The following is a 26,222-nucleotide window of genomic DNA, read 5'->3' as shown; positions in this document are numbered from 1 at the left end:
GGCTACACCCTTTTGTCTGTATGGCTACACCCTTTAGATAAAAGGGCGTAACCCTGTTTGGAGTTATCCGTTGTATGCTGTCAGCATCCAAACCATTTTCTCCTGTTCCTTCAGGTAGTCGCTCATCATAGCCACTGTTACCTCATCGTTGTGTGAAGAGGCGAGAGACAGGACTTTACGCTCTTCTGCTATCAGATACCCGTAAGTTTCAAGAATATGATTCAACGCGTCATCGGCTTTGCTCACTCCGTCCACTTCCTTGATTTGTGCCATCTTCAGGTAGTCACTGTACTTATTGGCAGGAGTTCCTCCCAGCATCAATATGCGTTCGGCAATTTCGTCCACCTTTTCGGCAGCTCCGTTATAGAGGTCTTCGAATTTACCGTGCAGTACGAAGAAACCGTGTCCTTTGATATTCCAATGAAATCCTCTTAAGTTTGCATAGTGAATTTGAAAATCGGCAAGTAATTGCTGCAATGATACTACGATGTTGTTAGCTCCCTTTTCATCCAAATGTGTATAATTTAAAGTTTTCATAATGCTATTGTTTTTTTGAGTTAATACTATATATCTTCTTTTTATCTGGAACAAAGATACGGCACAAAATGATTCGTGTCAAACTGAAAATTTCTATCTTTGCATTGATAGATTCTATATCTTTAATAAATCAGAGAACGATGACTATACAACAATTGGAATATATTCTGGCCGTCGATCAGTTCCGGCACTTTGCAAAAGCTGCCGAGTATTGCCGGGTGACGCAACCTACTTTGAGTGCGATGATCCAGAAACTGGAAGACGAATTGGGAGTGAAGCTGTTCGACCGCAGTATGACTCCGGTCTGTCCCACTGCCATCGGTAAGAAGGTGCTGGAACAGGCACGCAAAATCCTTTCGGAAACTACCTGCGTCAAGGAGATTATCAATGAGGAACAGCATTCTTTGTCCGGTACGTTCCGGCTGGCCGTATTGCCTACGATTGCACCTTATCTTTTGCCCCGTTTTTTTCCGCAACTGATGGAGAAATACCCCGATCTTGATATACGGGTCATGGAAATGAAAACACCGGATATCCGCAAGGCTTTGCTGACCGGTGAAGCAGATGCCGCTATCATTGCCAGCCTGCTGGATGATGCTGCATTAACAGAGGAGACTTTGTTTTATGAGCAGTTCTTCGGTTACGTTTCGAAAAAGGAACCATTGTTCAAACACGATGTGATTCGTACGTCCGACGTGACCGGAGAGCGGCTTTGGCTTCTTGACGAAGGACATTGCTTTCGCGATCAGTTGGTCCGTTTCTGCCAGATGGAAGCGGTAAAGGTCAGCCAAATGGCCTATCGCTTGGGCAGTATGGAGACTTTTATGCATATGGTGGAGAGCGGTAAGGGCATTACATTTATTCCGGAGCTGGCAGTGATGCAACTGAGCGAAGAACAGAAGGAACTGGTCCGTCCGTTTGCCATCCCAAGGCCCACTCGCCAGATTGTCCTGGTTACACGAAAAGACTTTATCCGTACCAGCCTGCTGCAAGTATTGAAAGAAGAGATCCAGGCAGCAGTCCCCAAAGAGATGCTTACTTTACAGGCTGTTCAGTGCCTGGTATAAAAAAAACAGCGGCGATATTTTCACAAACATCGCCGCTTTATTTCTTTTATATATCAGAATTATTCTTAGTTTTGTCAAATTTGTGCAGGTGTCTTCTGTTGTTTTATTGAGAATGAAATGATTTTATTTTTAAGTTCTTATCTTCATTGATATCTATTGTGATATACTGTATGTTGTCATAAATCGTGTTTACACGGAGCTTTATTCCTTTTGCTGTCGGCAACAGATCGACTATATTGGCCAGTTTGAAGGAGACGAGGCTTGAACCCAGTTTACTGGGAGAGTCGTCAAAGGCGTTATGCCTGAATTCCAGACAGATATATCCGTCGTCTTCAACAGGACCTGTAATTTCGTTTTGTACCAGATTCAGCATGTGCTTTTTATTCTCGTCCATACTGCCCAGATACTGGTATTCGATGGTGAGATAATCCTTTGTAAGTGCATGCGCCGTGACGTTGATGCGGTCGTCTCCAATGCTGTCCGCCGTTGCTTCCGTCAGCGGGATGATATCCTTTGTCAGTATATCTTCTATCGTGAATATCTTACCGTTTTCATATCCGGGTTTTTCTTCTCCTTCCATCTTCACGTAACCCACAAAAACCCTCTGTCCTTCTGCGACGGTGTATTTCCAGTTGCGAATATCGGCCGTATCTGCGGGGAATACGTTATTTCCGTTGTCCAAGGCAATAAAAAAATCCCTCGGGGTGTCCGCATTGGGAATTTTCATTGTACCGATGGCCAGTACCCCACCCGGAGGACAAGTGACCCAATAATCATTGTCTTCATTGTCCAGACAAGACTGCAGGATGGGCAGTAGTGCCAGAATGAGGGTAAAAGTTACTAATTTAAATTTTCTCATAAGTTCCTGTTGGTTTTAGTATCCTATTTATTCATTGAGATTTATTCTTCGCTGTATTGAAGAAATGCGGGGAGCCGTGAAATATTGCATCGTAAAATGTTAAAGAAACAAAAGTGATAAAAGAGTTGTTCTCTCAGTGCAGTATTTCTATCTTTGCTGCATTTATAAGGTAAACACGTGTTTAGGAGAATGAATGAATTAGAGCTGTCGGAACGTTGCAGGCAGGGAGATAATCGTGCCCGCAAAGAACTTTATGAGCAGTACGCAGGGCGCATGCTTGGTGTCTGTCTTCGTTATGCCGGAGACAGAGACATGGCACAGGACTTGGTACACGACGGTTTCCTGAAAATTTTCGACTCCTTCGACAAGTTTACCTGGCGGGGTGAAGGCTCTCTTAGAGCATGGATGGAGCGTGTAATGGTGAATACGGCTTTACAGTTCTTAAGAAAGAACGATGTGATGAACCAAACCATGGCACTGGATGAAGTTCCCGAAACTTATGACGAACCCGATGCTTCGGCTGTCGAAGCGATTCCTCAGAAAGTGCTGATGCAATTTATTAACGAACTCCCCGCCGGATATCGTACCGTATTCAACTTATACACCTTTGAAGATAAGTCGCACAAGGAAATCGCACAGATGTTGGGGATTAATGAAAAATCTTCGGCTTCACAACTTTTTCGGGCAAAGAGTGTATTAGCCAAGAAAGTAAAGGAATGGTTGATGATCAACGGTTGACGTATGTCTTCGGACACCAAGTGAACCCGGGATTTCTAAAATAGAATAGAATGATGAAAGAAAACGAAAAATGGATAAAGGCATTCAAAGAGAAGCTCGAGGATTATTCCGAGCCGATACCTGCTTCCGGTTGGGAACGACTGGAAAAGGAGCTGATGCCCGTAACCGAAAGACGAATATATCCGTACCGCCGATGGGCCGTTGCCGCGGCTGCCGTAGTGTTGGTGGTGACGACTGCTGTAAGTTTGTATTTCCTGAATAGTCCGGTCGCAGATGAAATTCGCTATGCGACGGCTCCTTCATTGGCTGTCAATCCGGATATATTGCCGGAACCGGCTTTACCGGATGTACAGGTCGCCGTGTCCGAGCCAATGAAGCCGGCGGGAGGGACAGACGTGAGTTCCGCTTCTGGATATTTGGCGAAAGGGAATGATCCAAAGATCACTCCGGAAGCCTTTCCGGGGGCAGAGAAACATCCGGAGGCTGTGGTGGCGGAGAAGCCTGCCGAATCACAGTCTGAAGCAACTGCTGTAACGGAGAAAAAAGAGAGTACTGCCTCACAAATAGAGAAAAGGAAAGAGGCCCGGAGGCCATCCGGTAAAGACAAATACCAGTTGCCTATTGAGAGTTCTTCTGCAAAGCGGAATGGAAAATGGTCGATGGGAGTAGGGGTAGGCAATGGGGGAGGACTTCCGACGAATGGTTCGGAAAGTTTTGCACCCCGTCCAATGAGCAACAGGGTAGACCTGATGACAATTATGAATGGGGCCGTGAATATTCCCGCAGATCAGGAAGTTGTATTTGAAGGGGGAGTTCCTTATCTGAAGTCCAGTACGACTACCGTGATGGATTATGAACATCATCAGCCGGTAAGTTTCGGATTGTCCGTACGTAAATCCCTTCCGAAAGGTTTCTCCGTAGAAACCGGATTGACTTATACGTTGTTGTCTTCCGATGTCAAGCGACAGGGAGATAACAAGATGCAGACTCAGAAACTGCATTATATCGGTATCCCGGTACGCGGAAACTGGAATTTCCTGGAAAAGAAATACTTTACGCTTTATGTATCTGCCGGTGGAATGGTTGAGAAATGCGTATATGGAAAACTGGCGGGCGATAAGGTGAATGTGAAACCTTTGCAATTTTCTGTAGCAGGTGCAGTAGGAGCTCAGTTCAATGCAACGGAGCATGTGGAATTTTATGTGGAACCGGGAGTTTCGTATTTCTTTGACGATGGTTCGAAAATACAGACTATCCGAAAAGAAACACCTTGTAACTTTAATTTGCAGGCAGGATTGCGATTCACTTATTAAAGTAAGGCAGATGTAAGTCGGAGTGGCGGTGGTGTTTGAACAGAGTGGCGGTGGCATTTAATCGGAATGCCGGTGGCACTTCATTAGAATGGCGGTGGCTCTCTGGAGTGATAAAAAAATAAAGGGGATGGGGCTGTGTCCTCTGTGTTGAAAAGACTCTTGATACACTCTCATCCCCTTCTTAATGATAAGCTAATTTACTTGTACTGTCCGGAAGTATTGCCTGAATAATTTTTCGGCCTTTTCTATTTGCTCCGGAGTGTTTTCTTTCACTCCTTTCAAGAGATATTCTTTGTCCATCGCTTCGTATTTATGAACTCCTAAAGTATGATAAGGCAATATCTCTACACGCTGAATCATCCGGTACGTTCCAAGATGTTCTCCCAACTGCCGGATATCGTCTTCGAAGTCGCTGTAGCCGGGCACTAATACATAGCGCAGCCAGAATGGCTTTTGATTGGTTTCGAGCCAGGCGGCGGTTTTCAGTGTTTGTTCGTTACTTCTTCCGGTCAGAGACTGGTGGTGTTCCGGATTGAACTCTTTGATATCCAATAAAACCAAATCAGTTAACCCCAAGAGTTCTTCAACATCATTGTTCCACAGTCCGCCGTTAGTGTCGAGGCAGATGTGGATTCCAGCTTCCTTCAGTCTTTTAAAAAGTGGGATAAGAGCTTTCGCCTGAAAAGTGGGTTCTCCACCGGAGAAAGTTATTCCTCCTTTCTTACCGAAAAAAGCTTTTTGGCTGACAGCCATGCGGACAATTTCATCCGGATGGGTTGGCGCACCTCCTTTGGCTTCGATTGTGTCCGGATTGGCACAATACAGGCACCGGAAGTTACACCCCTGAAGGAAAACGACGAGCCGGAGACCCGGCCCGTCGAATGTTCCCATTGACTCGTATGAGTGTACGTTTATCATTCAATTACATTCTTTCGTGGAAACTTCGGCTGATAACTTCCAGCTGGTGTTCGCGGCTCAGCTTCACGAAGTTGACGGCATATCCTGAAACGCGGATAGTCAGTTGTGGATACTTTTCGGGATGTTCCATTGCATCCTGTAGCATTTCACGGTTCAGTACGTTCACGTTCAGGTGGTGTGCGCCTTTGGTGAAATATCCGTCCATCATGGTCACCAGGTTGTCGATACGATCCTCTTGAGTTGCGCCTAATGATTTCGGAACGATAGAGAATGTGTTACTGATGCCATCCTGTGAATCACGGTAGCGCAACTTAGCTACTGAACTGAGCGAAGCAATCGCACCATTCTTGTCACGTCCGTGCATGGGGTTGGCACCCGGTGCAAAGGCGATGCCTTTGGCACGTCCGTCGGGAGTGGCACCTGTTTTCTTACCATACATCACGTTCGAAGTGATGGTCAGCAACGAGAGGGTAGGACGGGCATTTTTGTATACCGGGAGTTTCTTCAGTTCTTCGCTGAAGAAGTATACCAGGTCTACACCCAAGTGGTCTACACGGTCATCATCGTTACCGAAGCAGGGGAAAGCACCTTCGATATCGAATCCTTCAGTCAGGCCGATGTCATTGCGGCGCGCTTTCACATGCGCATATTTGATGGCAGACAGTGAATCGATAGCGATTGAAAGTCCGGCTACACCATAAGCAAGGTTAATGCGCGGATCAGTATCTACGAAAGCCATCTGAGCCTTTTCGTAATAATACTTATCGTGCATATAGTGGATGATGTTCATGGCCTCGTTATATACACGGGCGATCTGTACCAATACCTTTTTATAGTTGGCCATTACTTCTTCGAACTTCAGCGTTTCGCCTGTCAATACAGGGATGTCTTTTACCATGACAGTGCCTGTGTTTTCGCAACGTCCTCCGTTGATTGCCAGCAACAATGCTTTTGCAAGGTTGGCACGGGCGCCGAAGAACTGAATTTGCTTTCCGATTTCCTGGTAAGAAACACAACAAGCGATACCGTAATCGTCCGATTGGCGGACCTCACGCATCAGGTCATCGTTTTCGTACTGTACGGATGAAGTATCGATGGATACTTGTGCACAGAATGCCTTGAAACCTTCCGGCAGTTCAGGACTCCATAGTACAGTCATGTTAGGTTCCGGTGACGGACCTAAGTTGTAGAGTGTCTGTAAGAAACGGAAAGATGTTTTAGTGACCTTTGTACGTCCGTCGTTGAAACGTCCTCCGATGGATTCGGTTACCCATGTCGGGTCACCTGCAAAAATATCGTTGTACGACTGCATACGCAAGTGACGTACCATACGGAGTTTGATAACGAACTGGTCGATCAACTCCTGAGCGAATGTTTCCGTAATAGTTCCCTGGCTTAGTTCATATTCCAGATAGATATCGAGGAATGAAGACACGTTACCCAATGACATAGCAGCACCGTCCTGCTCTTTTACAGCAGCCAGATAAGCCATGTACACCCATTGTACGGCTTCTTGTGCGGTATATGCCGGGCGGCTGAGATCCAGACCGTAGTATTCACCCAACACCTTGATTTCTTTCAGTGCCTTGATCTGTTCGGCCACCTCTTCGCGGAGGCGAATGCGGGCTTCTGTCATCGGACCTGTAAGATTATGGAGGTCCTCTTTCTTGGCTTCGATCAGACGGTCGAGACCATAAAGGGCAAGGCGGCGATAGTCACCGATGATACGTCCGCGTGCATAATTATCAGGAAGCCCGGTCAGGAATCCCAAAGAACGGAATGAACGGATTTCATCAGTGTATACATCGAATACTCCGTCGTTGTGCGTCTTGCGGTAATGAGTGAAGATATCCTTTACTCTATCATCCACCTCTACTCCGTTTTCACGGCAAGCCTTCATTACTACATTAATTCCGCCGAACGGTTTGATGGCACGTTTCAGTACCTGATCGGTTTGTAATCCGACGATCAGTTCGTTCTCTTTATCGATATAGCCGGCAGGGTGGGAGGTTATAGTAGATACTGTAGTGTAATCAAGTGCGCGAATTCCATTGTTGTTTCTCTCTTCTTCGAGAGCTTTGAGACAGTTGTTCCAGACAGCCTTAGTGCGTTCAGTAGGTCCTTGCAGGAAAGAAGCATCCCCTTCGTAAGGAGTAATGTTGTTACTGACGAAATCTCTGACGTTGATTTCTTTGCTCCAAAGTCCATCTTTAAAGGTCTTATTCAATTCCATAAAATTAATCAGTTAGTGGTTAGTTATCCTTTAGAGCGTGCAAATTTACGATCTTTTTTCGGTTTAGGGATATAAAAGGTTCCTATTTTATGTTGAATAGCATAAAAATACCTACTTATAGGGAGGTTGTGTTCCTCTCTGTTGAAGTACTCTTTCCAAATATTTTTTGCGGAAAAATTTGCAGATTTGAAAATGATTCGTACCTTTGCAGCGCTTTAAGAGAAAAGCACTATTGAAGAGTAGTTTTGGAGAGGTGGCAGAGTGGTCGATTGCGGCGGTCTTGAAAACCGTTGTACTGCGAGGTACCCGGGGTTCGAATCCCTGTCTCTCCGCAATAAATGCTGAAAATCAGTGATTTACAAGAAAAACACCCAATTTTACACCCTAAAAAGTAAAATTGGGTGTTTTTGCTTTATTTAATACTTTGTTCTTTTATTACTTATTTGGCTTTGCACTGTCTTTGGTTGCTTAACTATTATTTATTGTATAATTTGAAAAGGGGATATTGTGTTGTTGGTGATATTGTTACACTAATATTTATTTGAATCATTTTCTTTCTTTAACTTTTTTAGAGTAGGGAATCTCCCGAATAATTCTGTCTTTTATAATAGTAATACATTCCTTTAGAGCTTGATTTTGTGTTATTCTGTTTGTATCTTGGTGCTAAACGCATTATTTTTATATTGGATAGGCATTTAGGTTATGAATTGAATATAACTTTGGGCTTTTAAAGTACATTTCATTTTGTCAATGAAATACTAATTAATGGGTATTTTACTGATAAAGAAATTTGTATGATTTTGCATAAATGCATATCGCAAAGATGCAAAAACGATTTATTTTATTGTTTTGATAGTGGATTTGTTTACAGCTCTTGTATGTTATACTTTTATTTTCATGCTTTGGGCATAATAATGAAATTGAATGGTTATTTGTGATAAAATACCAATTAATTGGTATTTTATTGTACAGGAAAAATCCTTTAATTTGCAAAAACTAAATAGTATTAATATGAAAAAAATATTCATTCTTCTGTTCGTTTCCTTAGCATTATTTTCCTGTGAAAAAGAAGAAGATAATAAAATTTTTGAATATCAGTTGCTGCCAAGTGAGAATGTATCTAAACCATTTAGTTGTTTGGGGGAGAAACGTACTATTACTTTTACAATTATTCAAAAAACATTGATAGATGATATTTTAGATTCAGAGGTTCCGATTATTCCCAAGGATGTTTCGATAGAATTTGATAAAACTCTTTTTTCTGATATAGAGACAAAAATAAAGGGTGATCAGGTTGTATTAAATATAACCTCAAATATTAATAAGGAAGATAAAATTTTGAATGTTGATCTACAGATTTCTTACTCTACTATTAATGGTATAAAAGTAGAAAAAATTCCCCTAATTATAGATAAAGGGAAGTTGACATTTGTGTATAAAATCCATTCGGAACAGAATCCTTTTGTTCTACCAGTTGAAGGTGGGAAATTTGAATTGCCTTTTATTTGTAAAAAGCAAACATATTTGAATGATCAGTTTATAGAGGAAACTTATTCATCATTAAATGGATTGAGATTTAAAACGATAAGTACTGGTAATGTCTGGTTTCTTACGGTCAGAAAAGACGGGGAAAAAATCGGTTTTTACAAATTCACTTTTGTGGGAGAAGGACCATATAACCAAAAAACAGATCCAGAGTGCTATTTTAACATATATACCCATGATGCAAATTTAATTACAGATAATCCTACGGAAATATTCAGACAGGATTTCATACAACCCCAGACCCCGGGTGAGGATTATTATAAACCTTCTCGGTCCTCTTATAAACATGGTACTTTTGATTTTTAACATATTCGGTATTAACTTAATTATATTAATAATGAAACAGTATGTGTATTTATTGATTTTGCCAATTATGTTTTTAATTTCATGTTCCGATGATACTAATCCCACTGCTTGTTGATTTATTTCAAAAATATGCTGAATTCAAGAATGCCCATAAAAATTCAATAACATGAAAATATCCCTTTTATTTTTAATAGTTTTATTCTGTGGCTCTTGTGCCGGATATAGGGTTAGTCGTTTCACCACTGATCCTGTGAAAATTGGCTCTCCAAAAGAATTGGTTTTAAAGAAATATGGTCCTCCTTTTAAAATTAATTCATATAATAATGGAAACAAAACATTAGAAGTTCTTTATTATAAAGAACCTATGGTTGTAGCTCGATACGAATATATCTTAACAACAAGTCTTACATTCGATGATTCTATTTTAGTTAAAATAGAACAAGAGGAAGAACCTACACCAGATAATATTAGAATTATAAAAGAATAATAATTGTGTTTTTTAGTACATGTTTAATCAAAAAGAAAAGCCTTATGAAGATTTTACAGTATGTTTTTTCTTTTTTCTTGCTGTTGATTGTTGTTGGTTGCAGTAATGATCCAGAAGAAGTGATAAATGATTTCAAAAAGGAATTGGATGAAGTTAACGAAATCTCTCAAATAAAAAGTGCCTTTGAAAGTAAGGGGTTTAAATCAGTAGAAGAAGCTGCTGCTTATGCAAATAGTTTGATACAGGATATTAAACCTATCTCCAGAGCTATCAATGAAGACGATTATGTTGAGAGGATATCCCCTGAAGTAATGGAAGTAATAGAGAGTATGAAAAACATAAAAGTTGATACAGAGGCTTCCCCTGAAACTCTAAGGCTTCAGCTCAAAAAAATTGTGCAAAATAGTACTCTATCTCCAAACTCCCAAGAATACAATATTCTAATGAATTCTGTAGATATAGCTGTTGAAGCTATTTATTATGTTATGGAGTTAGAAGCTCCTAAAGCTACAACGAGAGGATTTTGGGGGACGGCATGGAAAGTAGTGAAATGTGTTGCAGGAACTGCAGGATCCGCGGGATTAGGTGCGGTTGGTGGTGCAGGAGTTGGTACTGTCACACTACCTGTTATCGGTACAGTATCGGGAACCGCTTTAGGTGGGTGGAGCGGCGCCTTAGTAGGAGTTGCTACTTTTTGCTAAAACATGAAAAAAAGCACTCTGATAATGATCTTTTGTCTATCAACATTCATTATAATCCCACTGCTTGTTGATTTATTCGAACAGGAATATTATACAAAATGCTTCGTAATAGTTTTTCTGTTTATACTATCTGTTAAAGGATTATGTAAGAAAATCGTGCAAAAATCCTGATTGTTCATTTAAATAAATATCGCAGAAATGTAAATTGACAGTGGATTTATTTACAGCCCTTGTGTGTGATGCTTTTATTTTCATGCTTTGGGCATAATGATGAAAATCAATATGTATAGAAAGGTGACTACATTAATTAGTTTTGCAGCATTTGTTTTGTTTTGGATCATCATGTGTCCTCTTGGGATGTATGGTCAAGAATCGAAGTGGGTTGGTATGAATCCTGTGAGAAAACGGTATTTGCGTTTTCACAAAGATTTTGCAGTTGATTCGGTTAAATATCCTATTTGGGAATATCAAAATTCTGTTATTTTTGCAAATTCCGGTGTTACTCTTCAATTCAAGAAGGGTGGACCGTTTTTTTACACAGACCAAAGTCCTTTACATAAAGGGGAATATAATGTGTCGGGGGTAATAGCCCCATTGTGGAATGGTCACGTTTACGGCATGGGACGCCAAATGAATTTAATTGGTATTGGTGTTTTTAACTATGCTGCTATTGGATATAACAAATCATTGTCAGATAATTTATTTGCTGATGTTGCATTGCATGCAATGAAGTTGAGTACCCCTCGCCATGTGGATGAAACATTTGGTATATCGGGTAAACTTTCTTATTCCTTTAATTCCCGAATGAGTTTGCATGTATTTGGCGGTTTTTTATTTACTCCTGTTACTTCATTCAGCCGTAATGACTACGGAGGCAGTGTTGCTTTCGATATAACGGATTCTTTTGGAACGGAATTAGGTATAAGGGGTTATCGTGAATATCCTTTTGAACGTGGGGGAGTTACTCCTATCTTAATGCCTTACTATAAATTTAAAAAGCATAAAGTGGAAATGGATTTTGGTGGATTTTTACAAGAAATAATATATGGATTGTTTAAATAAAAAGTATCATTTATGAAGAAAATAGTATTTGTATTGTTCGGATGTTTGATCATCTTTCAAAGTTGTAGTAATGTGTTTTATAACCATGCTAATAAAACGGAAAAGGTTACTGTTAAGGTAAAGCCTTTTAAATAAAATAATTGTTTAATACAAAATCATACACTATGAAAATTGAAAAGATTTTTGGTTGTATTTTGAGTGCATGCATGATTGTAAGCTTGTTATCTTGCAATAGCGAAAATGAATTTATCGGTTCTGCACAAGAAACCATACCGGATGTTGAGGTTTCGACAATGGATATGTGGGTAAAAGAAACGAGAAGTGTTAGTGAGTACTTGAATATGCCAGTTCTTCATTTTAAAGATGAACAGGTGTATAGCGAGACACTCCGGCAGCTTAAAAACATGACAGAAAATGAAAGATTTACTTATTTTCAGCAGTTGGGCTTTGAAGGGGCGTATATTTTATGGGAGCAGGCAGATAGGGAGCTCGATAAAATATTTGATATGGAAAGTGATGATTCTCACTTAATACAAGAGATGATAAATACGTACAAGGATAAATATTCAGATATTTTTTCTTTTAATACAGTTGACTTATTCGACGTTACCCCTTATTTTACATTCACTGATAATGATTTGTCCTTACTCGGTAATATAAAAGGTTACGTTGTAATCGGTAATAGTCTAAGAGGGCCTAAATATGATTATCCTACTTATGATTTGGATGAAGTTGTTTCAGCTACACAGGCAGCAGAGCCAACTCCGATTGAGCCAGGTTTTAAGGGATTTAAAGATGCTTCATTAACAATCAAGAATGGAAAATATAAAAGCACAATGACTATTGGGCGTATCGTTAATGGTAATTCTTTTGCTGTGGAATTTAAAACTAAAAAGAAACAACTTTTTTGGAAAAAGAGTGTTAAGGCCGGTTATTCGGCTATGTTAACAATGAAAAGCTCAAAGTTTAATTATAAGAATACAGTCTTTTGTCCTTATGGAAAAGAGGTTTCGATTTTAAACCTACCCATAGAACGAGTTGGAAATGTCTTTGATGCAGTTGTGGAAAACTTTAAATCTTCAAGGGGAGATGCAAAAGGAAACCAATCATTTCATAACATACGTGTAATATAGTCAACAGTAAAGATAGCAATATAATGAGCGTATATAAATCAAAGTTTCAGCCGATAATGGAGCGCTGGTCTCTGGTGTTAAAGATTGTCTTATTAACTACTGGACTTATGTTTCTATTAAGAACTTTTATGCTACAATCTTTGCAGGATCAAATCGCAAGCCTGTTATTGGGTACCATTCTTGTATCTATATACATATACATGCTGATAGTGATTCCTTCATTTATTTGTTTGGAAAAGGATCAACTCGTTATAAAAAGAGTGTTTGGTAAGAAATGTATTCCGTATTCTTGTATTAAGAACGTTTTTGTTTATGACGGTGTTCAAAATGATGTCCGTTATTTCGGAAGTAATGGCTTTTTGGGGTATATAGGTGTAATGGGCAGTACCCATTATGGGAAATATTATTCCTATGTAAAGAATCCCAATCAACAAATTTTTATATTAACAGAAAAAAAGAATTACCTCTTAAGCTGTGAGAACAGAGATATGTTTATAAAAGATTTGTTGATTCACTTATAATATGCTGAATATTAATATGGTCTGTTGGAAAATATAGTTATGATATTACTTGACGGGAAGAATATGTTTTTTATTCTTCCCGTTAGTTTTTTAGAGCACTAATAATTAATAGCCCCTCTCTGCTATTAAGTGATTATATTTTCAATCCTTTTCGTTGCTTGTTTTCAACAGGTGTGTTTAGCCCTAACTTTTCTTTAATTTCCTGATATTTCTTCCTGAACCAATCGAGTATGGGTATTCCGTCAATGCACAGCCTGAATTTTCCTTTCTCCTGCGGGTTCCTCTCCACTGTTGCCGTTGAGTGCTCCGTCCTGAACTTCTCCTTGTACTCCTTTGAATAGAGCCTTCCCTTGAATTCCACGGGTTGCAGGCTGACAATTCGTCTTGTCAGTTCTTCGGTGAAGCCCACTTCCCGGCATTGTTCTGCTATGGGTATCAGTTCCTTTACAATAGGAAAGTAGGTGTCTATCAGTTCCAGCCGATTGTCGTATTCTGCGATTTTCTGCCGGTAGCTCCGGTCAACTTTGTTTATCTCGCTGCTGTGACGGTTTTCCATTTTTGTCTGCTCCCTCTGTTCGGCTTGCACCTGCTTTTGCAGATTCACAATGTTCCGTTTCAAATTTTCATTCTCCGCTTCCAGCTTCTTAACTTTGCTGCCGCCGAAAAGTGAGCTCACCCCGTCCGCTATGGCTGTGGTGGCGTTCACCGCCGCCCCCTTCATTTTCTGCACGTTGATTTCCCCCTTTACCTGCTTCAGCTTTTTCATTGCTTCCTCTTCCAGCCCCAGCAGGTTTTCTATGTTCTCTTGCAGGCTGTCCTGCTGCTCCACCAACTGCTTGTAGTATTGCATGGTGGAAATATGCTTTGCCAATGAGCCGTCCACGCCTCTCTGCAAGCCGTACTTGTTCATGGCTTGGGCATAAGTGTCCTGATAGTGTTTTAGCCTGTGCCTCGCCATTACATCATCTGCGCAGAGTCTCACGTCCTGCGGGTTCTTCTTTCTGTACTTTTTCTTCCCGTTCTGTTCTTCCTGTCCGGCTTTCCTTCGCTCTCCGGTCACTATCGGTATGACTGTGGCGTGTATGTGTGGTGTCTTCTCGTCCATGTGCAGTACTGCCGATACGAGGTTCTGCTCCCCGTATGTTTCCCGGATCCATTTCAGACTGTCGTTACACCAGTCTTCAATCCGTCCTTCCGCTTCCATTTGCTTCATGTCCTTGTTGCTTCCGGTAAGGAGTATCCGGATTGCCTTCACCTGATTGGCGCTCACCTTGCGTCTGATGCCTGCCGTTTCTATCCGTTGGGCTATCGCCTGCGTGCGGTTCCTCACCCCTTCGGGAAACTGTACGAGCTCCCGGTTCAGGTGTGTGCGCGTTCTGTCCGCATTCTTCGGGTGAACGGTGCGCTCTATGTGTGCGGACATCCTGCTGTCCGTCCCTTTTGCCTTTTCCAGATGCAAAACTGCATATCCCATAACTGTCAATAATTTCAGGTTAATACTTCCCCTGCCTTGCTTTTATGCCGCATGGCAGACGGGGTTTCCAAAGGGGCGGCGCCCCTATGGCTCGTTGGGGCTTTTTTAGCAATGTGTGCATTGCGTTAAGAAAAAGCCCTAATGAGCTATGGCTTTTTTCAAAGCCTTCCGGTGGCTGTGCGGCTACATCCTGATCCCTTTGCCTTTCTTCTTCGGCTGCTCTGTCTGCCGTTGCCTTTTTTCCGCTTCCGGTTTCTCTTGCTGCCGTTGCGCCTGTCCTGACCTTTTATCCCGCAGGAAGTCGTTCAGATCGTTGTACCCTTCGTATATGTGCGATGCGTCCCGTATGCGTAGCCCGTACTCTTTTTGCAACTCCTGAACGGCCTCGATTCCCGCCTTGTCGTTGTCAAGGAAACAATGGATGCTTTCATAACCGCCCAACGGTCGGATTGCTTTGGAAAGGTCGGAAGTCGAGTTCAGTACGATGTAGTCCTGTCCGTCAAGTTCGGGACGGTCGGGACACCTTTCCAGCCGCAGGGTGAGGAAAGAGAGGTAGTCCATGAATCCCTCGAAGATGTAGCATGCCTCCTTCGACTCCGATTGTCGTATATGGGTGATGTCCTTCGGTGCTATGCATCCCTTGAAATGCTTGTTGCGTATCTCGTATCCTCCCGAACGGTTGGGGAAGCCTATAGCATAGTATGGGGTTTCCCCGGTCAGATAGCGGACCTCCCTGCATTCTCTTTTTGCCAGTTCCGTATTTATTCCCCTTTGCCGCAGGTAGGTATACAGGGCGGGAGAGGAGAGCGGTACTACCTCCAACTGCCGGAAACTCGGCTTTGATAAGGGTTGCTTGCCAAAAGAGAAAGAGACCGGGCGCACGTTTTGTGCCTGCTCCCTTATCCTTTCCAAGAGGTAGGGCAGACTGTCGGATGCGTATAGCTCCTGTGCCAGTGCGATGATATTACCACCTTTGCCTGCGCCAAAATCATACCATAGGTTGCGTTCGGTGTTCACCTTGAAGGAGGGTTCCTGTTCGTCCCTGAACGGTGAGTTGTACCATAGACTACCACCCTGTTGCCTTACCGGACTGTATCCAAGACTGTGCAGATATTCCTCTATGCGTATCTGCTTCGCTTCATTCATATTCATCATATTTCTGTTTTAAGTAGATATTGTTTTTGGGTTTTTCGCCCGTACCCTTTCATGTGTTACGGGCTGCATCCGCTTTACTTTACTTTGCTATATATATGCCCCCAGACTAAAGTAAAGCGGTTTCCGGTCTGTGCCGTCATGGTGGAGGCCTGGTATGAGACCATACCCTTTTCCGTACTGTCATACCGTTGTTCTTGTCAAGTGTGAATATTATTTTTTCTTTTCGCCCGTATCTTTTTGTATATTACGGGCTATATCCACTTTACTTTACTTCCGTATATATATGGTACGGGACTAAAGTAAAGTGGTTCCCATACAATACCGCTAATAGTGAAAATCGGGTTTGAAGGTGTATTTCCTGCCGTTCTCCTGTACTATCATCCGTTTGTTTTTCAGTACTGTAATGAGGTCTGTCAGCCTGTTTCCCCCAAGCATGACACCGACAGAGGCGTAGGTTTTCCTCAATTCTTCCGCAAGCTCCTTGTAGCCGTATTCATCTTTGAGTGTGAATGCCGCTTCCAGTGCGATGCGGTGCTGCTTCTCTGTGATGTCCTTGTAGGGGTCGAACTTCTCCTTTTTCCCTTTTCCCGGATCCTTGTGTTTGAACAGGTATTCGTCCAGCAGTTCGGGCAATGCTTCCCCGTTGATGCGGAATGCGAACGGTTCGAAGTTCATCGCCCTGATATGTGCTGCCTTGACCGTACTGATGTCGGGGTCCTTCTCGTCCTTCTCCACTTGCAGCACTGTTTCGGCCTTGTTGCTAAGCTCCGTTCCGATGTGTCCCCTTGCGTTCTCGTCCCCCTTGTTCTGATGCAGTATGGTGTGTATGTGTATGTGTCTTTCCCCCGTCCATGTCATCAGCAGGGAGATTACCTTCGTGGACTCGCTGGGGCTGTTGATGTCGTACACCATATCCCGTATTCCGTCAATGACTACCAGCCCTACATTTTCGGTGCGGTAAATGGCCTCCCTCACGATTGCTATTCGTTCCTCGGGCGTGTACTTCCTTAGGACAAGGAATTCAAGGTCTTTATGGTTCCTGCCTGTCGGCAGTCCCGCCATGCGCAATATTCTTTTTGCCACTTTCGCACAGTGGTAGGAACTTTGTTCGGTATCCACATAGAGTATTTTCCTCCTGTTTTCGGGCAGTTCCGCCGTGTAGCTTAGCACTGTCCCGTTTTTCAGTGCAGCCGCCACGATTGCGGAAACATTGAACGTTTTCTTGCTCTTTGCTTTTCCGATTGATGCGCTGAAGTTCCCCAGCGTGCCTATGACGGAACCGTGTACTTTCAGTATTTCGGGTGCCCTCTCGTAGTCTTCCGAAAGGTCGAGCCGTGAGGCTTGCCACAGTATCACCGCCGCTTCGGGCGTGACTTCTTTTCTTTCTCTGTACTCCATGTCCGTACCTCCTTATCTGCGTCCCCCGCTTTTGTGTCCTGCCAGTTCGAGTGCCATGTCCGCATCTACGATGATTTTGCGTCCTATCTGCGTAATGGCTCTGTCTATCTTCCCACTTTTCTTGATGCGGTTTGCTGTGGGCATACTGCACCCGAACAGGCGTGCTATGCCGCCTATCCCGTACACGTATTTCTTTTCCGTATCGGCTGCGGGCTGTGCTGCTCTCGCTTCCCTTTCCTGCAGGGCGTCGGTTCAGTAATATAAATTCCTCTCCCGTCATCTGCCATACGGGCTTTGATAAAAGTTCTCTGATTTCCATGTTGGAATGAATTTAACGTTTGTACTGTAAGCCCTGCGCACGGGCTTTTTTGTTTCGTTCGAACAGTGCAAAGTTAATCCCGAATACGGGTGGTAAGGATGTGGATAGCGTGAATGGGGTATCACGCTATCTCACTAAATATCAGAAGATAATAAAGAGTGGTGAAAAATATTTCGGGTGGTAAAAGTGGTTGTTTCGTGGAATGTCGTGGCGTATCGCTGACTATCGGAATATTGACTGCATTTCCTTCGCAAATATCTGATTGCTGTCACTGGGAAAATCGGAAACGGGTTCTTTGTATTTTGATTTATAGTATGTGTCGTCTATTCCCAGCAGGTTCATGATGTCCTTTCTCCATTTTTCTCTGTCTGGTTTGTGCAGTGTTTCACCCATAAGGAAAATAAGATAACATACACGAGCCTTTTCCCTCGGTCTTATTATCAGTTTGCCTTCGCACGGTTGCAGGTTCATGCTGGCGTAAAAGTCCAGTTCGGAAATGGCTTCGAACTGTTCACCGTTACATTTTTCGTAAACGGCTGACAAGAGTTTCATGGGAAAATAGGTGGGTGAGGGTGTCGGTGTGGCGGCCTCTTTTTCTTCCCCTTCCTTTTTCTTTTGGCCGGTCATGTATTTTTCGAGGATTGCCAGCAGCGATCCGTCCAGCCTGTATATGTCTCCGCAGCGGTTTTTCAGGTATTGTAGGGCTTCCCGCCTTGCCTGTTCCTTCTGTGCATATAGTTCATCCAGCTTGGCTTTCTCCCTGTCGTATTCCCGTTTGCACTGCCCGTATCTTTTTTCCAACCTTTCCTCTTCCTGACGATCATGTTCCCTGAAACCGACTGCCTCCAAAGATCCGTTAGCTTCCATAAGTTCCCGGTAATATTCGTTTGTGATTTGCATTTGTCTTTCGATGTCCCGGTCATGACATCTTTCATGCTGCCGGCAGATATGTTCAATATCGAGACGGTCGAAAAACTCCTTGCAGGTATTATACATTGAGATATTGTTTTCAATCTCCCGTTTCAGGCTGTTCAGCAATATGGAAAAGTGCGTACCCTCCGTTTCAAGCATGAGGCTGATAAGTGCCTTTTCAAAGGTCTGTGTGTCTTCATACTCTTTGTAAAAGTCATGAATGAACTTCTGCTTCTCAAAAGAGAGGCCGTCACCGGATGTTATTTCCGTATATGTCTTGTTGAGTTTCCCGTAGCGGGGTATCATTGAGGTTATTCTTTCTTCCATGCTATTGTTGTGTTTACAGTTGGTTGAATTTGTTCATCGCATTGGCCTTGATGTCATCGGCAACGTCTATGTATGGTTTCATCGCCTTGTAGTCGCTGTGTCCCGTCCACTTCATCACCACTTGTGCGGGAATACCCAATGCCAAAGCGTTGCAGATGAATGTCCGTCTTCCGGCATGGGTTCCCAGCAGGGCGTATTTGGGTGTGACGGTGTCTATACGTTCATTTCCCTTGTAGTAAGTTTCCCTTACCGGGTCGTTGATTTCCGCAAGTTCCCCCAGTTCTTTCAAATAATCGTTCATCTTTTGGTTGCTGATGACCGGAAGTGCCTTGTGATCTTCAAAGTGTACGCTTTTGTATTTTTCCAGTATCGCCTTGCTGTGGTTGTTTAACTCTATGATAAGGCTGTCCGCTGTCTTTACGGTGGTCACTTCTATATGGTCGGGCTTGATGTCGCTCCGTTTGAGGTTGTACACGTCCGAATAGCGCAGCCCGCTGAAACAGCAGAACAGAAAAACGTCCCTTACCCGTTCGAGATACTGCTTGGTTTGGGGTATCTTGTAGTCTTTCAGTCTGTTCAGTTCCTCCCATGTGAGGAATATCACTTTTTTGGGTGTGTTTTTCAGCTTGGGCTTGAAGCTGTCATAAGCCATGTTCTGATTGTACCCTTTCTTGAAACTCCACCGCAGGAACCATTTCAGGAAGGCTATCTGCTTGCCTATGGTGCTGTTACGCATATCTTTCTTGTTACGCAGGAAGTCCACATAGTCATTCAGACCGTTCTCGGTGAACGTATCAAAGGAAAGTTCATCCCTGAACTCTTTCAGGTGGTTCTTTACCGCAGCGAATTTTTCGTAGGTTGCGTCTGTCCAGTCGTTCTGTTTCCCGCATTCCCTTACAAACTCCTCGAACGCCTCCCAAAAGCTGATTTTAGGTCCTTCGGCTGTTTCCTGCTCTGTGACTGGTGCATCCTTCATCCTTGCATTGAAGCTGTCCTTTATCTGTGCGGGTGTGGGTAGTACGTTCTGTACTTCAAACTCTTTGAAGATGTTCTGTATCTCCGTATACTGTCTTAGCAGGTCTGCATTGATTTCGGATGCGCTTAGCTTCAGTTTGTTTGTGCATCCGTTCTTTACCCTTTGTTTGTCCGTATCCCATTTGGTAGCGTCAATGCGGTAGCCCGTTGTAAACTCTATACGCTGGCTTGCGAATATCACACGCATACGGATAGGCACATTCTCTGTGATTGGCACACCGTTTTTCTTCCGGCTTTCCAGTGCGAAAATGATGTTTCTTTTGATATTCATAATTGGGTGTGTTTGAAAATTGACACCCAAAAATACACCCAAAAAGTGAGATATGCAAAGATATTAAGAGATATTTTATTTTCTGTTTGCTTTGTAATAACTTGGTAATTAACAAGATATTACGAGTTTGTGATATTGTTTGAAATGATAGGTGATAGAACCTGTCTCTCCGCAGAACCCCAAAGACAAAAAGGGGTCAAAGTATGACAAATCCCGTAAAATCAAGGTTTTACGGGATTTTTTATTTCTCTTCTCGGACATCCGAAATACACAGAAAAGCCCTGTTTAGACAGAGTACCGTTACTAAATCGTTACTGAAAATTGACGGTTGATTTTAGTGACGATTTTTAGGGTAGTCTCTGATTTGTTGTCTGTTGTCTTTAATATGTCTGCTCGTAACTCAATTATTAATCATTTCTTTGCCACTAAAAGTTTTTACCCTCGGCAAAAAGGCAGAAAAAGGAGGTATTATGAGCAAGAGTGCATTCAAGATTCTTTTCTACATTCGAAAGGATCAAGTAAACAAAGAAGGCAAGTCGGGAATCATGATCCGTTTGACTGTCAATGGCGAAATCGTACAATTCAGCTCCAACTTGGATGTAGTGCCGGAGTTGTGGGATGTCAATACGTAAAGAATGGCGGGCAATTCCTTGAAAGCATGCTAACTCAATTTCCTGTTGGACGATGTGCGGGCGACATTTCGGGTCTGTCAAACGTGATGCTAAAATTTGGGAGGATTTCTTGAAAGGCATGGGGATTCCTTTTGAAATGCCCCATCTGAAAAATGGCCGGACGAAAGTCGATGATACAGAGTTTTGTAGGATATTCGGAGTATATACAGGTTTGAGGATAGACATTCTCTCTATCTACGCTTATCGTTATTCAGTTGTTCTCTTATTTTATTAATACCAGGTGTGCCCGTAATTTCATATCCTAAATTTCGATAGAATTTTAAACGTAATTCATACTCTTCATTTTCCGATTGTTTTACGTCTTCCTGAATGATTTCTGCTCCAAGTTTTTTGCAATGTCTTCTATGTAATAAATAATTTCACTTCCTAAACCTCGGTTACGGTAATCAAATACTGCAAGAAGGGAATCAAGATAAAATATGTTTTCTCAGTGAATATACTTTTGTAACAGATACGGCATTCAGCGATTGTTGCTTTCCATTTAAAATCAGGTAGTACCAGATGCAATACAAAGTCTATATTTTTTATATAAAGGCCTTTGTCTGTTATCGTAAAGGAGACTACGTATGCTATCTTGTTCCTTTGTCTGTAAACTCCTTCGCTGATTTTCTTCAACTCAGCCATGATAGCTTCACACTTAGATATATGGGTTTGTAAAACCGTGATTTGCAACATTTGCTTATGGGATACCTTACTCAACTGTTCATATTTCTCTTTGTAATATCGAGTATTATACATTCTTTTATACCTCCATCGCTCCCGAAGTTCTTGTAACTTGTAACAGGCTTCACTGCACAAATCCAGGAAACTACATGAATCTCCCTGTTAGTCCTTCATATAAAAACGGTAGTTCGCCAGTTTAAGAGTTCTTATTTCTCTTAAATTATATCAAAAATAAGTGTTTGATAACAGCAGGTTCTTCTTTAAATTTGGTGGTAAGTTTTCTTTTACTCATGGAATCTAATTCCGTTTTCGGAAGTGTAAGCTCTCGTTTATAGTTGACAAAAAAGCAAGTATCCCGGCTTTCCCCCGAAGAGTCCATCCATGAGGTGAAGAAGCAAATTTAAAAATAAACCATCTGAAAATCAATATCTTTAAAAAGTAAGATTTCTATCCTCAAAAGCTTTGTTTTAACACAGAGTTAAAGCTTGTTCTTTGGATGTGAATAACAAGTTCTTTAAATGCAAAAGCCTTATTATTTGCGCATAAGAACCTGACAACCTGCAAAAGGCGTTAACAATGTTAATTGAAGAAAGGGATAAGGATGAAGATACCGGTTCAGACGGCGCAAATTCACTTCCGAAACTTGAGTTATCTTATTCAGCCGGTGTCTATTTTTTCTTATTAAAGCAAGCAAAAAGGATAATTATCAACTTGAAAATAAAGAAATAAAGAATTTACCACCAAATTTGAAGAAGAACTTAACAGCAGTTGTATCAATATGAAGATACAGCCGCTGTATATTTGTATGAAAATATGTAATTTCTCAGATAAGTTCATATTTTTTGCCTATTTCATGGAAGGCGTTTATCAGCCTGTCACAGTCTTCAAGCGTATGTGACGACATCACGCCAATTCTAATTCGGCACATATTAGGAGGTACAACCGGTGGAAATATTGCATTTGTGAAGATATCTCTGTCGTAGAGTTCCTTTGTCATCCGGGTCAATATGTATTCGTTTCCTACAATAACAGGAATAATAGGTGTGATCGAGTTCAAAGTATTAAAGCCAATTGCTTTCAATCCGTTTCTTACATATTCAGCATTCTGTTTCAGTGCATTCTGAATATCCGTATTACGCATCTCTTTGATTACTTCAAGGGATGCCGCACATATACTCTGGGGTAAAGAGGTGGAATACATGTTACTACGAGCATAAACTCTCAGGTAATCAATAATGTTTTGTTTGGCAGTTATAAAGCCTCCTATCGCCCCTATTGCTTTACTGAGCGTTCCTGTAACGATTATATTTTCGCGCTCTTTTATGCCGTAATAGCTTAGCGTTCCGGCTCCGTCTTTCCCAATTACTCCCGTGGCATGGGCATCATCTATTAAAAGCAATGCATTATATTTCTTCACAATCTCTAGGATAGCCGGAATATCGGCAATATCTCCATCCATACTAAATACTCCGTCGGTTACCACCATCATGCCATCTTTGTATTGCCCGACATTTTCTTTTAATATTTTTTCGAGTGCTTTAGGGTCATTATGCTTATATCTTACCATTTTGGCGCCAGACATAAGAGCTCCGTCAATTAAACTGGCATGGTTGAGTCTGTCATATACCAGCAAGTTGTTAGGGCGTATCAATCCTACTATCACACCTATATTGGCAGTGAAGCCGGAAGAGAATAATATAGTGTCATCAAAACCGGTCAGCTTGGCTATCTCTTTTTCCAATTCATTTTGGAATATTGTCGTTCCACTCAATAGTGGAACCCCGCCACTTCCTATTCCATAGTCAGTTGTTACATGAACCGCTTTTTCTACTACTGACGGCATGCCGGTAGCATCCAAATAACTATTGGAACCGAACATTAGCATTTTCTTTACTTTATTAGTTTTTCTATCAACAACCTCGACCTCCCTGCCGCAACCGGAAACCATCGGGGATTTGACGTAGATGTGTAGCGAGTTCTCTTCGTGTAGTTGGAGTTCTTTTTGGAAATTGGAAACTTTCTCCATAATACTGCCACCGGGGCTATTCTTACATATCGAATAGTCAATTTTGAACCCAGATATGTTCTCTTTCATTTTAGTATTTATACGTTATAAATTTGTTTGCAAAGATAATGACAAAAATAAAATAAGCAAATTAAATAGTCTATAATTAAATTGCTAAAACAACTACTTGCTAATATTTGAATTACTTGTTTGTTGCTTGTAAGGCGTAAAATACCTATATTTGCAACATATCTCTTGTTTATACAAAACAAACATGTGGGGGAGAATCAAACTGTTGGATAAACAAACATAAGCCTTCTTTGAACTACCCAACCGATTCTTTAGGGATGAAATGTTATTGGAGGGAACAAAAAATACCTCCCGACTTTTGGTGATTAAATTTTTTATTATTTAATAAGTACTATATAATAATGATGGGACAGGGGGATAAAAAAACTCGCATAAGGAGAACCAATGAGCAATTGGACAAGGAGGTGATATCTGAATTTGAAAAGCTTGTAGGTGAACTTGGTTTTGGAAACGTCAATTTGAGTGCCTTAATGAAAGCTGCTGACTTAGAGGCTAATGTATTTTATAGAAGATACGGTTCGATGGATAATCTTTATGATAGACTGGCCAAACAATACGACTTCTGGATCAATAATACTATTGATATTTCTACGCTTAATACGTTGGGACCTAAAAAGTTTTTTGCAGAAACGTTCAAAACATTGTTCAGGAATCTGTCAGAGAACAGTGTGATGCAAAAGCTGCTGCTTTACGAAATGACGACTATTAATAGTACTACAAAGAGATCTGCGGAAACACGGGATGTTATGAACTTAAGCTTAATAACATTTTACGAAAATCTTTTTGCGTCTGCGAAAATCAATATTAAAAGTATTGCGTCAATCCTAATAGGAGGAATTTATTATCTGATATTACATAGAGAGTGTGCTAAAATCTGCACGATAGACTATAAGACTAAGGAAGGAGAAAATGCTTTTTCAGAAGGAATCGACTTTTTAGCTGATATTATTTTTGATAGGTTGGAGATGTATGACAGAGATAAAAAGGCAATCCGGCAAATGATATCGGATGGTATAAGTGAATCCAAAATATGTAAGTATATGGGTATCAATAAAAATGACCTGAAAACATTGCTTTCGGAATAATCGCAGGAGACTATATGGGCAGGTGCTTAAGGAAATTCTGAAATTTTACGGCCTTCCTAATTTAGCAATATACTTAATGGCAATATCCATACGTAAAGACGAAGGTATTGCCATTATTCTTTTCATATAATGCAATCTCAATAATCGCCTTCATGTTTTCAATAAGATTCTAAATAGGTGTATATACGTCTTTTTATCAATCAGTTATACTTCTTTAATTATAATTTCTCTCAATAATAGATTTCATTATTTGTTTATGAATATATAATTATTAGAAAATATATTTCATTTTTTAAGCAAACTATTTTTCGTATATTGTTTTTGTTATATATTTGCATGCTGAGGACTATATAGAAGCCATGCACTTTTATAATGAAATGAAATCGTAGTTTTCTTGTAGTCTGTATTAAACAAATTATTAACATTTAAACTCCTAAAACATGGCATTTAGAGCAACCTTAAGCTTTGCAGGAAAAGAGTTTGACGTGCTGGATTGCACGTACAGTCTCAAGAGAGATGTGGATTCCAAAGGACGCCCATCTTCAAACATTTATGGCGGACAAATTCGTCTGCATGTGGAATCGACTGATGATACTTCGATTCTGGAGAACATGACCAATCAGTTTAAACCTCATTCCGGCAGCATCGTCTTCAAAAAAGGAGATGAAGAAGCCAAGATGAAGGAACTTACCTGGGAAAACGGATACATTACCGAATTTACCGAAAACATCGACATTGTCGGCTCACAGCCGATGACTATCACTTTTGTCGTATCGGCTCAGGTAATCAAGATTGGTGGCGCACAATTTGAACAGAATTGGCCGAAGTAATCATTTAGTATTCATGTAGGTAACAGAAGCCATCTGCTGTTTTTTTTAATATGTGGATGGCTTCTGTAGCTTAAAAACAAAAAAGACAAATGGCAATACTTGAATATGGAATTGGTGGTAATGAAGTGAAAGTTGATACTTCCGAAGCCATCGCAAACATTCCGGAGAATCGCTCCCTCATAGTTGAACAGTTAACTGCTGACGAACCTGTAACTCCTGAAGCGGTCAAAGGCTTAAGCACTATCGAAGAGGTGTTTGCGCACTTCTTACCCAACATTGATGTTGAATTTGAAAATGAAGAAGGGCAACCGGTAAAAGAAAACTTTAGATTTAGCTCAGTGGCGGACTTCAGTGTGAAGAATATGACACAGAATAGTCCATTCCTCCATAAGTTGGATACGGAGAAAACATTCTACGAGGGGATGGTGACGCAATTGCGCTCTAATAAAGTTCTACAACGGGTGTTGGAGAATCCAGAATCCAAAAAGGCGTTTATCAGCGCACTGGAAGCATTGAGTAACGAATTAAAGACCGAATAAAAGACAA

Annotated in this window: 24 protein-coding genes, 1 tRNA gene and 2 pseudogenes; 15 read left to right on the top strand and 12 right to left on the bottom strand. The window is 41.4% G+C overall.

Going from position 1 to position 26,222, the window contains the following annotated elements; translation table 11 throughout:
* Nucleotides 1–63: 63 nt before the first annotated feature.
* Entirely contained in the window at nucleotides 64–537 is a 474-nt protein-coding gene (locus ISX59_RS03885) for a Dps family protein (protein WP_032540676.1), read from the bottom strand.
* A 140-nt stretch (nucleotides 538–677) separates the two neighbouring features.
* Here ISX59_RS03885 and ISX59_RS03880 point away from each other — a divergent pair, with 140 nt between their 5' ends.
* Nucleotides 678–1,604: a hydrogen peroxide-inducible genes activator gene (locus tag ISX59_RS03880; protein ID WP_165016072.1), complete on the top strand. Its 927-nt coding sequence runs from the start codon at nucleotides 678–680 to the stop codon at nucleotides 1,602–1,604.
* A 103-nt stretch (nucleotides 1,605–1,707) separates the two neighbouring features.
* On the opposite strand, the gene ISX59_RS03875 is transcribed toward ISX59_RS03880, so the two are convergent.
* Nucleotides 1,708–2,463, bottom strand: a complete 756-nt coding sequence (locus ISX59_RS03875) for a NigD-like protein (RefSeq protein WP_220575683.1) — start codon at nucleotides 2,461–2,463, stop codon at nucleotides 1,708–1,710.
* Between the two features lie 189 nt (nucleotides 2,464–2,652).
* On the opposite strand from ISX59_RS03875, the gene ISX59_RS03870 reads away from it, so the two are divergent.
* Together ISX59_RS03870 and ISX59_RS03865 are read left to right on the top strand one after the other, a co-directional pair.
* The gene (locus ISX59_RS03870) at nucleotides 2,653–3,201 is read left to right on the top strand and encodes an RNA polymerase sigma factor (RefSeq protein WP_005776045.1); all 549 of its coding nucleotides are present in this window, start codon (nucleotides 2,653–2,655) and stop codon (nucleotides 3,199–3,201) included.
* Between the two features lie 53 nt (nucleotides 3,202–3,254).
* Entirely contained in the window at nucleotides 3,255–4,514 is a 1,260-nt protein-coding gene (locus tag ISX59_RS03865) for an outer membrane beta-barrel protein (protein ID WP_220575722.1), read from the top strand.
* A gap of 192 nt (nucleotides 4,515–4,706) precedes the next feature.
* On the opposite strand, the gene pflA is transcribed toward ISX59_RS03865, so the two are convergent.
* Together pflA and pflB are read right to left on the bottom strand one after the other, a co-directional pair.
* The gene (pflA, locus tag ISX59_RS03860) at nucleotides 4,707–5,432 is read right to left on the bottom strand and encodes a pyruvate formate-lyase-activating protein (protein WP_032540673.1); all 726 of its coding nucleotides are present in this window, start codon (nucleotides 5,430–5,432) and stop codon (nucleotides 4,707–4,709) included.
* Between the two features lie 4 nt (nucleotides 5,433–5,436).
* Entirely contained in the window at nucleotides 5,437–7,665 is a 2,229-nt protein-coding gene (gene pflB, locus ISX59_RS03855) for a formate C-acetyltransferase (RefSeq protein WP_005776049.1), read from the bottom strand.
* 247 nt (nucleotides 7,666–7,912) lie between these two features.
* Between pflB and ISX59_RS03850 the strand changes: the two genes are divergently transcribed.
* The 7 genes from ISX59_RS03850 (at nucleotide 7,913) to ISX59_RS03820 (ending at nucleotide 13,420) form a co-directional block, all read left to right on the top strand.
* A tRNA-Ser gene (locus ISX59_RS03850) sits at nucleotides 7,913–7,997 on the top strand.
* Between the two features lie 679 nt (nucleotides 7,998–8,676).
* On the top strand, nucleotides 8,677–9,516 hold the full coding sequence (locus ISX59_RS03845) for a hypothetical protein (protein ID WP_011965612.1): 840 nt from the start codon (nucleotides 8,677–8,679) through the stop codon (nucleotides 9,514–9,516).
* 166 nt (nucleotides 9,517–9,682) lie between these two features.
* Nucleotides 9,683–10,003: a hypothetical protein gene (locus ISX59_RS03840; RefSeq protein ID WP_005677631.1), complete on the top strand. Its 321-nt coding sequence runs from the start codon at nucleotides 9,683–9,685 to the stop codon at nucleotides 10,001–10,003.
* Nucleotides 10,004–10,047: 44 nt separating this feature from the next.
* On the top strand, nucleotides 10,048–10,704 hold the full coding sequence (locus tag ISX59_RS03835; RefSeq protein WP_005677632.1) for a hypothetical protein: 657 nt from the start codon (nucleotides 10,048–10,050) through the stop codon (nucleotides 10,702–10,704).
* 267 nt (nucleotides 10,705–10,971) lie between these two features.
* Nucleotides 10,972–11,766: a hypothetical protein gene (locus tag ISX59_RS03830; RefSeq protein ID WP_005677633.1), complete on the top strand. Its 795-nt coding sequence runs from the start codon at nucleotides 10,972–10,974 to the stop codon at nucleotides 11,764–11,766.
* A 164-nt stretch (nucleotides 11,767–11,930) separates the two neighbouring features.
* Nucleotides 11,931–12,899 (top strand): DUF4848 domain-containing protein, encoded by a 969-nt coding sequence (locus ISX59_RS03825; protein ID WP_005677634.1) that lies wholly within the window; start codon nucleotides 11,931–11,933, stop codon nucleotides 12,897–12,899.
* A 23-nt stretch (nucleotides 12,900–12,922) separates the two neighbouring features.
* Nucleotides 12,923–13,420: a PH domain-containing protein gene (locus ISX59_RS03820; RefSeq protein ID WP_005677635.1), complete on the top strand. Its 498-nt coding sequence runs from the start codon at nucleotides 12,923–12,925 to the stop codon at nucleotides 13,418–13,420.
* Nucleotides 13,421–13,553: 133 nt separating this feature from the next.
* Here the strand turns inward: ISX59_RS03820 and mobV are convergent, their stop codons facing one another.
* From mobV to ISX59_RS03790, 6 genes and pseudogenes are all read right to left on the bottom strand, one after another.
* A complete protein-coding gene (gene mobV, locus ISX59_RS03815; RefSeq protein WP_005677636.1) occupies nucleotides 13,554–14,894 on the bottom strand; it encodes a MobV family relaxase in 1,341 nt (446 codons plus the stop codon).
* 183 nt (nucleotides 14,895–15,077) lie between these two features.
* The gene (locus ISX59_RS03810) at nucleotides 15,078–16,046 is read right to left on the bottom strand and encodes a toprim domain-containing protein (RefSeq protein ID WP_005816488.1); all 969 of its coding nucleotides are present in this window, start codon (nucleotides 16,044–16,046) and stop codon (nucleotides 15,078–15,080) included.
* A gap of 327 nt (nucleotides 16,047–16,373) precedes the next feature.
* Entirely contained in the window at nucleotides 16,374–17,447 is a 1,074-nt protein-coding gene (locus ISX59_RS03805) for an AAA family ATPase (RefSeq protein WP_005677638.1), read from the bottom strand.
* Nucleotides 17,448–17,459: 12 nt separating this feature from the next.
* Nucleotides 17,460–17,766: pseudogene (locus ISX59_RS03800) on the bottom strand (DUF3853 family protein).
* 222 nt (nucleotides 17,767–17,988) lie between these two features.
* Nucleotides 17,989–19,005, bottom strand: a complete 1,017-nt coding sequence (locus ISX59_RS03795; RefSeq protein ID WP_005677641.1) for a hypothetical protein — start codon at nucleotides 19,003–19,005, stop codon at nucleotides 17,989–17,991.
* Nucleotides 19,006–19,018: 13 nt separating this feature from the next.
* A complete protein-coding gene (locus ISX59_RS03790) occupies nucleotides 19,019–20,311 on the bottom strand; it encodes a site-specific integrase (RefSeq protein ID WP_005677642.1) in 1,293 nt (430 codons plus the stop codon).
* 470 nt (nucleotides 20,312–20,781) lie between these two features.
* On the opposite strand from ISX59_RS03790, the pseudogene ISX59_RS03785 reads away from it, so the two are divergent.
* Nucleotides 20,782–20,973, top strand: a pseudogene (locus ISX59_RS03785) (Arm DNA-binding domain-containing protein); the annotation flags it as partial.
* Between the two features lie 396 nt (nucleotides 20,974–21,369).
* Here ISX59_RS03785 and ISX59_RS03780 read toward each other — a convergent pair.
* Nucleotides 21,370–21,741, bottom strand: coding sequence for a hypothetical protein (locus ISX59_RS03780; protein WP_032540961.1), 372 nt, complete (start codon nucleotides 21,739–21,741; stop codon nucleotides 21,370–21,372).
* A 501-nt stretch (nucleotides 21,742–22,242) separates the two neighbouring features.
* Here ISX59_RS03780 and ISX59_RS03775 point away from each other — a divergent pair.
* Nucleotides 22,243–22,395: a hypothetical protein gene (locus tag ISX59_RS03775; RefSeq protein ID WP_080720311.1), complete on the top strand. Its 153-nt coding sequence runs from the start codon at nucleotides 22,243–22,245 to the stop codon at nucleotides 22,393–22,395.
* Nucleotides 22,396–22,489: 94 nt separating this feature from the next.
* On the opposite strand, the gene ISX59_RS03770 is transcribed toward ISX59_RS03775, so the two are convergent.
* Nucleotides 22,490–23,761 (bottom strand): pyridoxal phosphate-dependent aminotransferase family protein, encoded by a 1,272-nt coding sequence (locus ISX59_RS03770; RefSeq protein WP_032540963.1) that lies wholly within the window; start codon nucleotides 23,759–23,761, stop codon nucleotides 22,490–22,492.
* Between the two features lie 344 nt (nucleotides 23,762–24,105).
* On the opposite strand from ISX59_RS03770, the gene ISX59_RS03765 reads away from it, so the two are divergent.
* The 3 genes from ISX59_RS03765 to ISX59_RS03755 all read left to right on the top strand — a co-directional run bounded on the left by ISX59_RS03765 (nucleotide 24,106) and on the right by ISX59_RS03755 (nucleotide 26,215).
* Nucleotides 24,106–24,846 (top strand): TetR/AcrR family transcriptional regulator, encoded by a 741-nt coding sequence (locus tag ISX59_RS03765; protein WP_032540999.1) that lies wholly within the window; start codon nucleotides 24,106–24,108, stop codon nucleotides 24,844–24,846.
* Nucleotides 24,847–25,286: 440 nt separating this feature from the next.
* Nucleotides 25,287–25,676: a type VI secretion system tube protein TssD gene (tssD, locus tag ISX59_RS03760; RefSeq protein ID WP_005787106.1), complete on the top strand. Its 390-nt coding sequence runs from the start codon at nucleotides 25,287–25,289 to the stop codon at nucleotides 25,674–25,676.
* Nucleotides 25,677–25,765: 89 nt separating this feature from the next.
* Nucleotides 25,766–26,215: a hypothetical protein gene (locus ISX59_RS03755; protein ID WP_005787103.1), complete on the top strand. Its 450-nt coding sequence runs from the start codon at nucleotides 25,766–25,768 to the stop codon at nucleotides 26,213–26,215.
* The last annotated feature ends 7 nt before the right edge of the window (nucleotides 26,216–26,222 follow it).

Origin of the sequence: Bacteroides sp. FSHCM14E1, assembly GCF_019633785.1 — a bacterium.
In the GTDB taxonomy this organism is placed as follows: domain Bacteria; phylum Bacteroidota; class Bacteroidia; order Bacteroidales; family Bacteroidaceae; genus Bacteroides; species Bacteroides hominis.
This window is presented reverse-complemented; position numbering and strand designations above follow the sequence as displayed.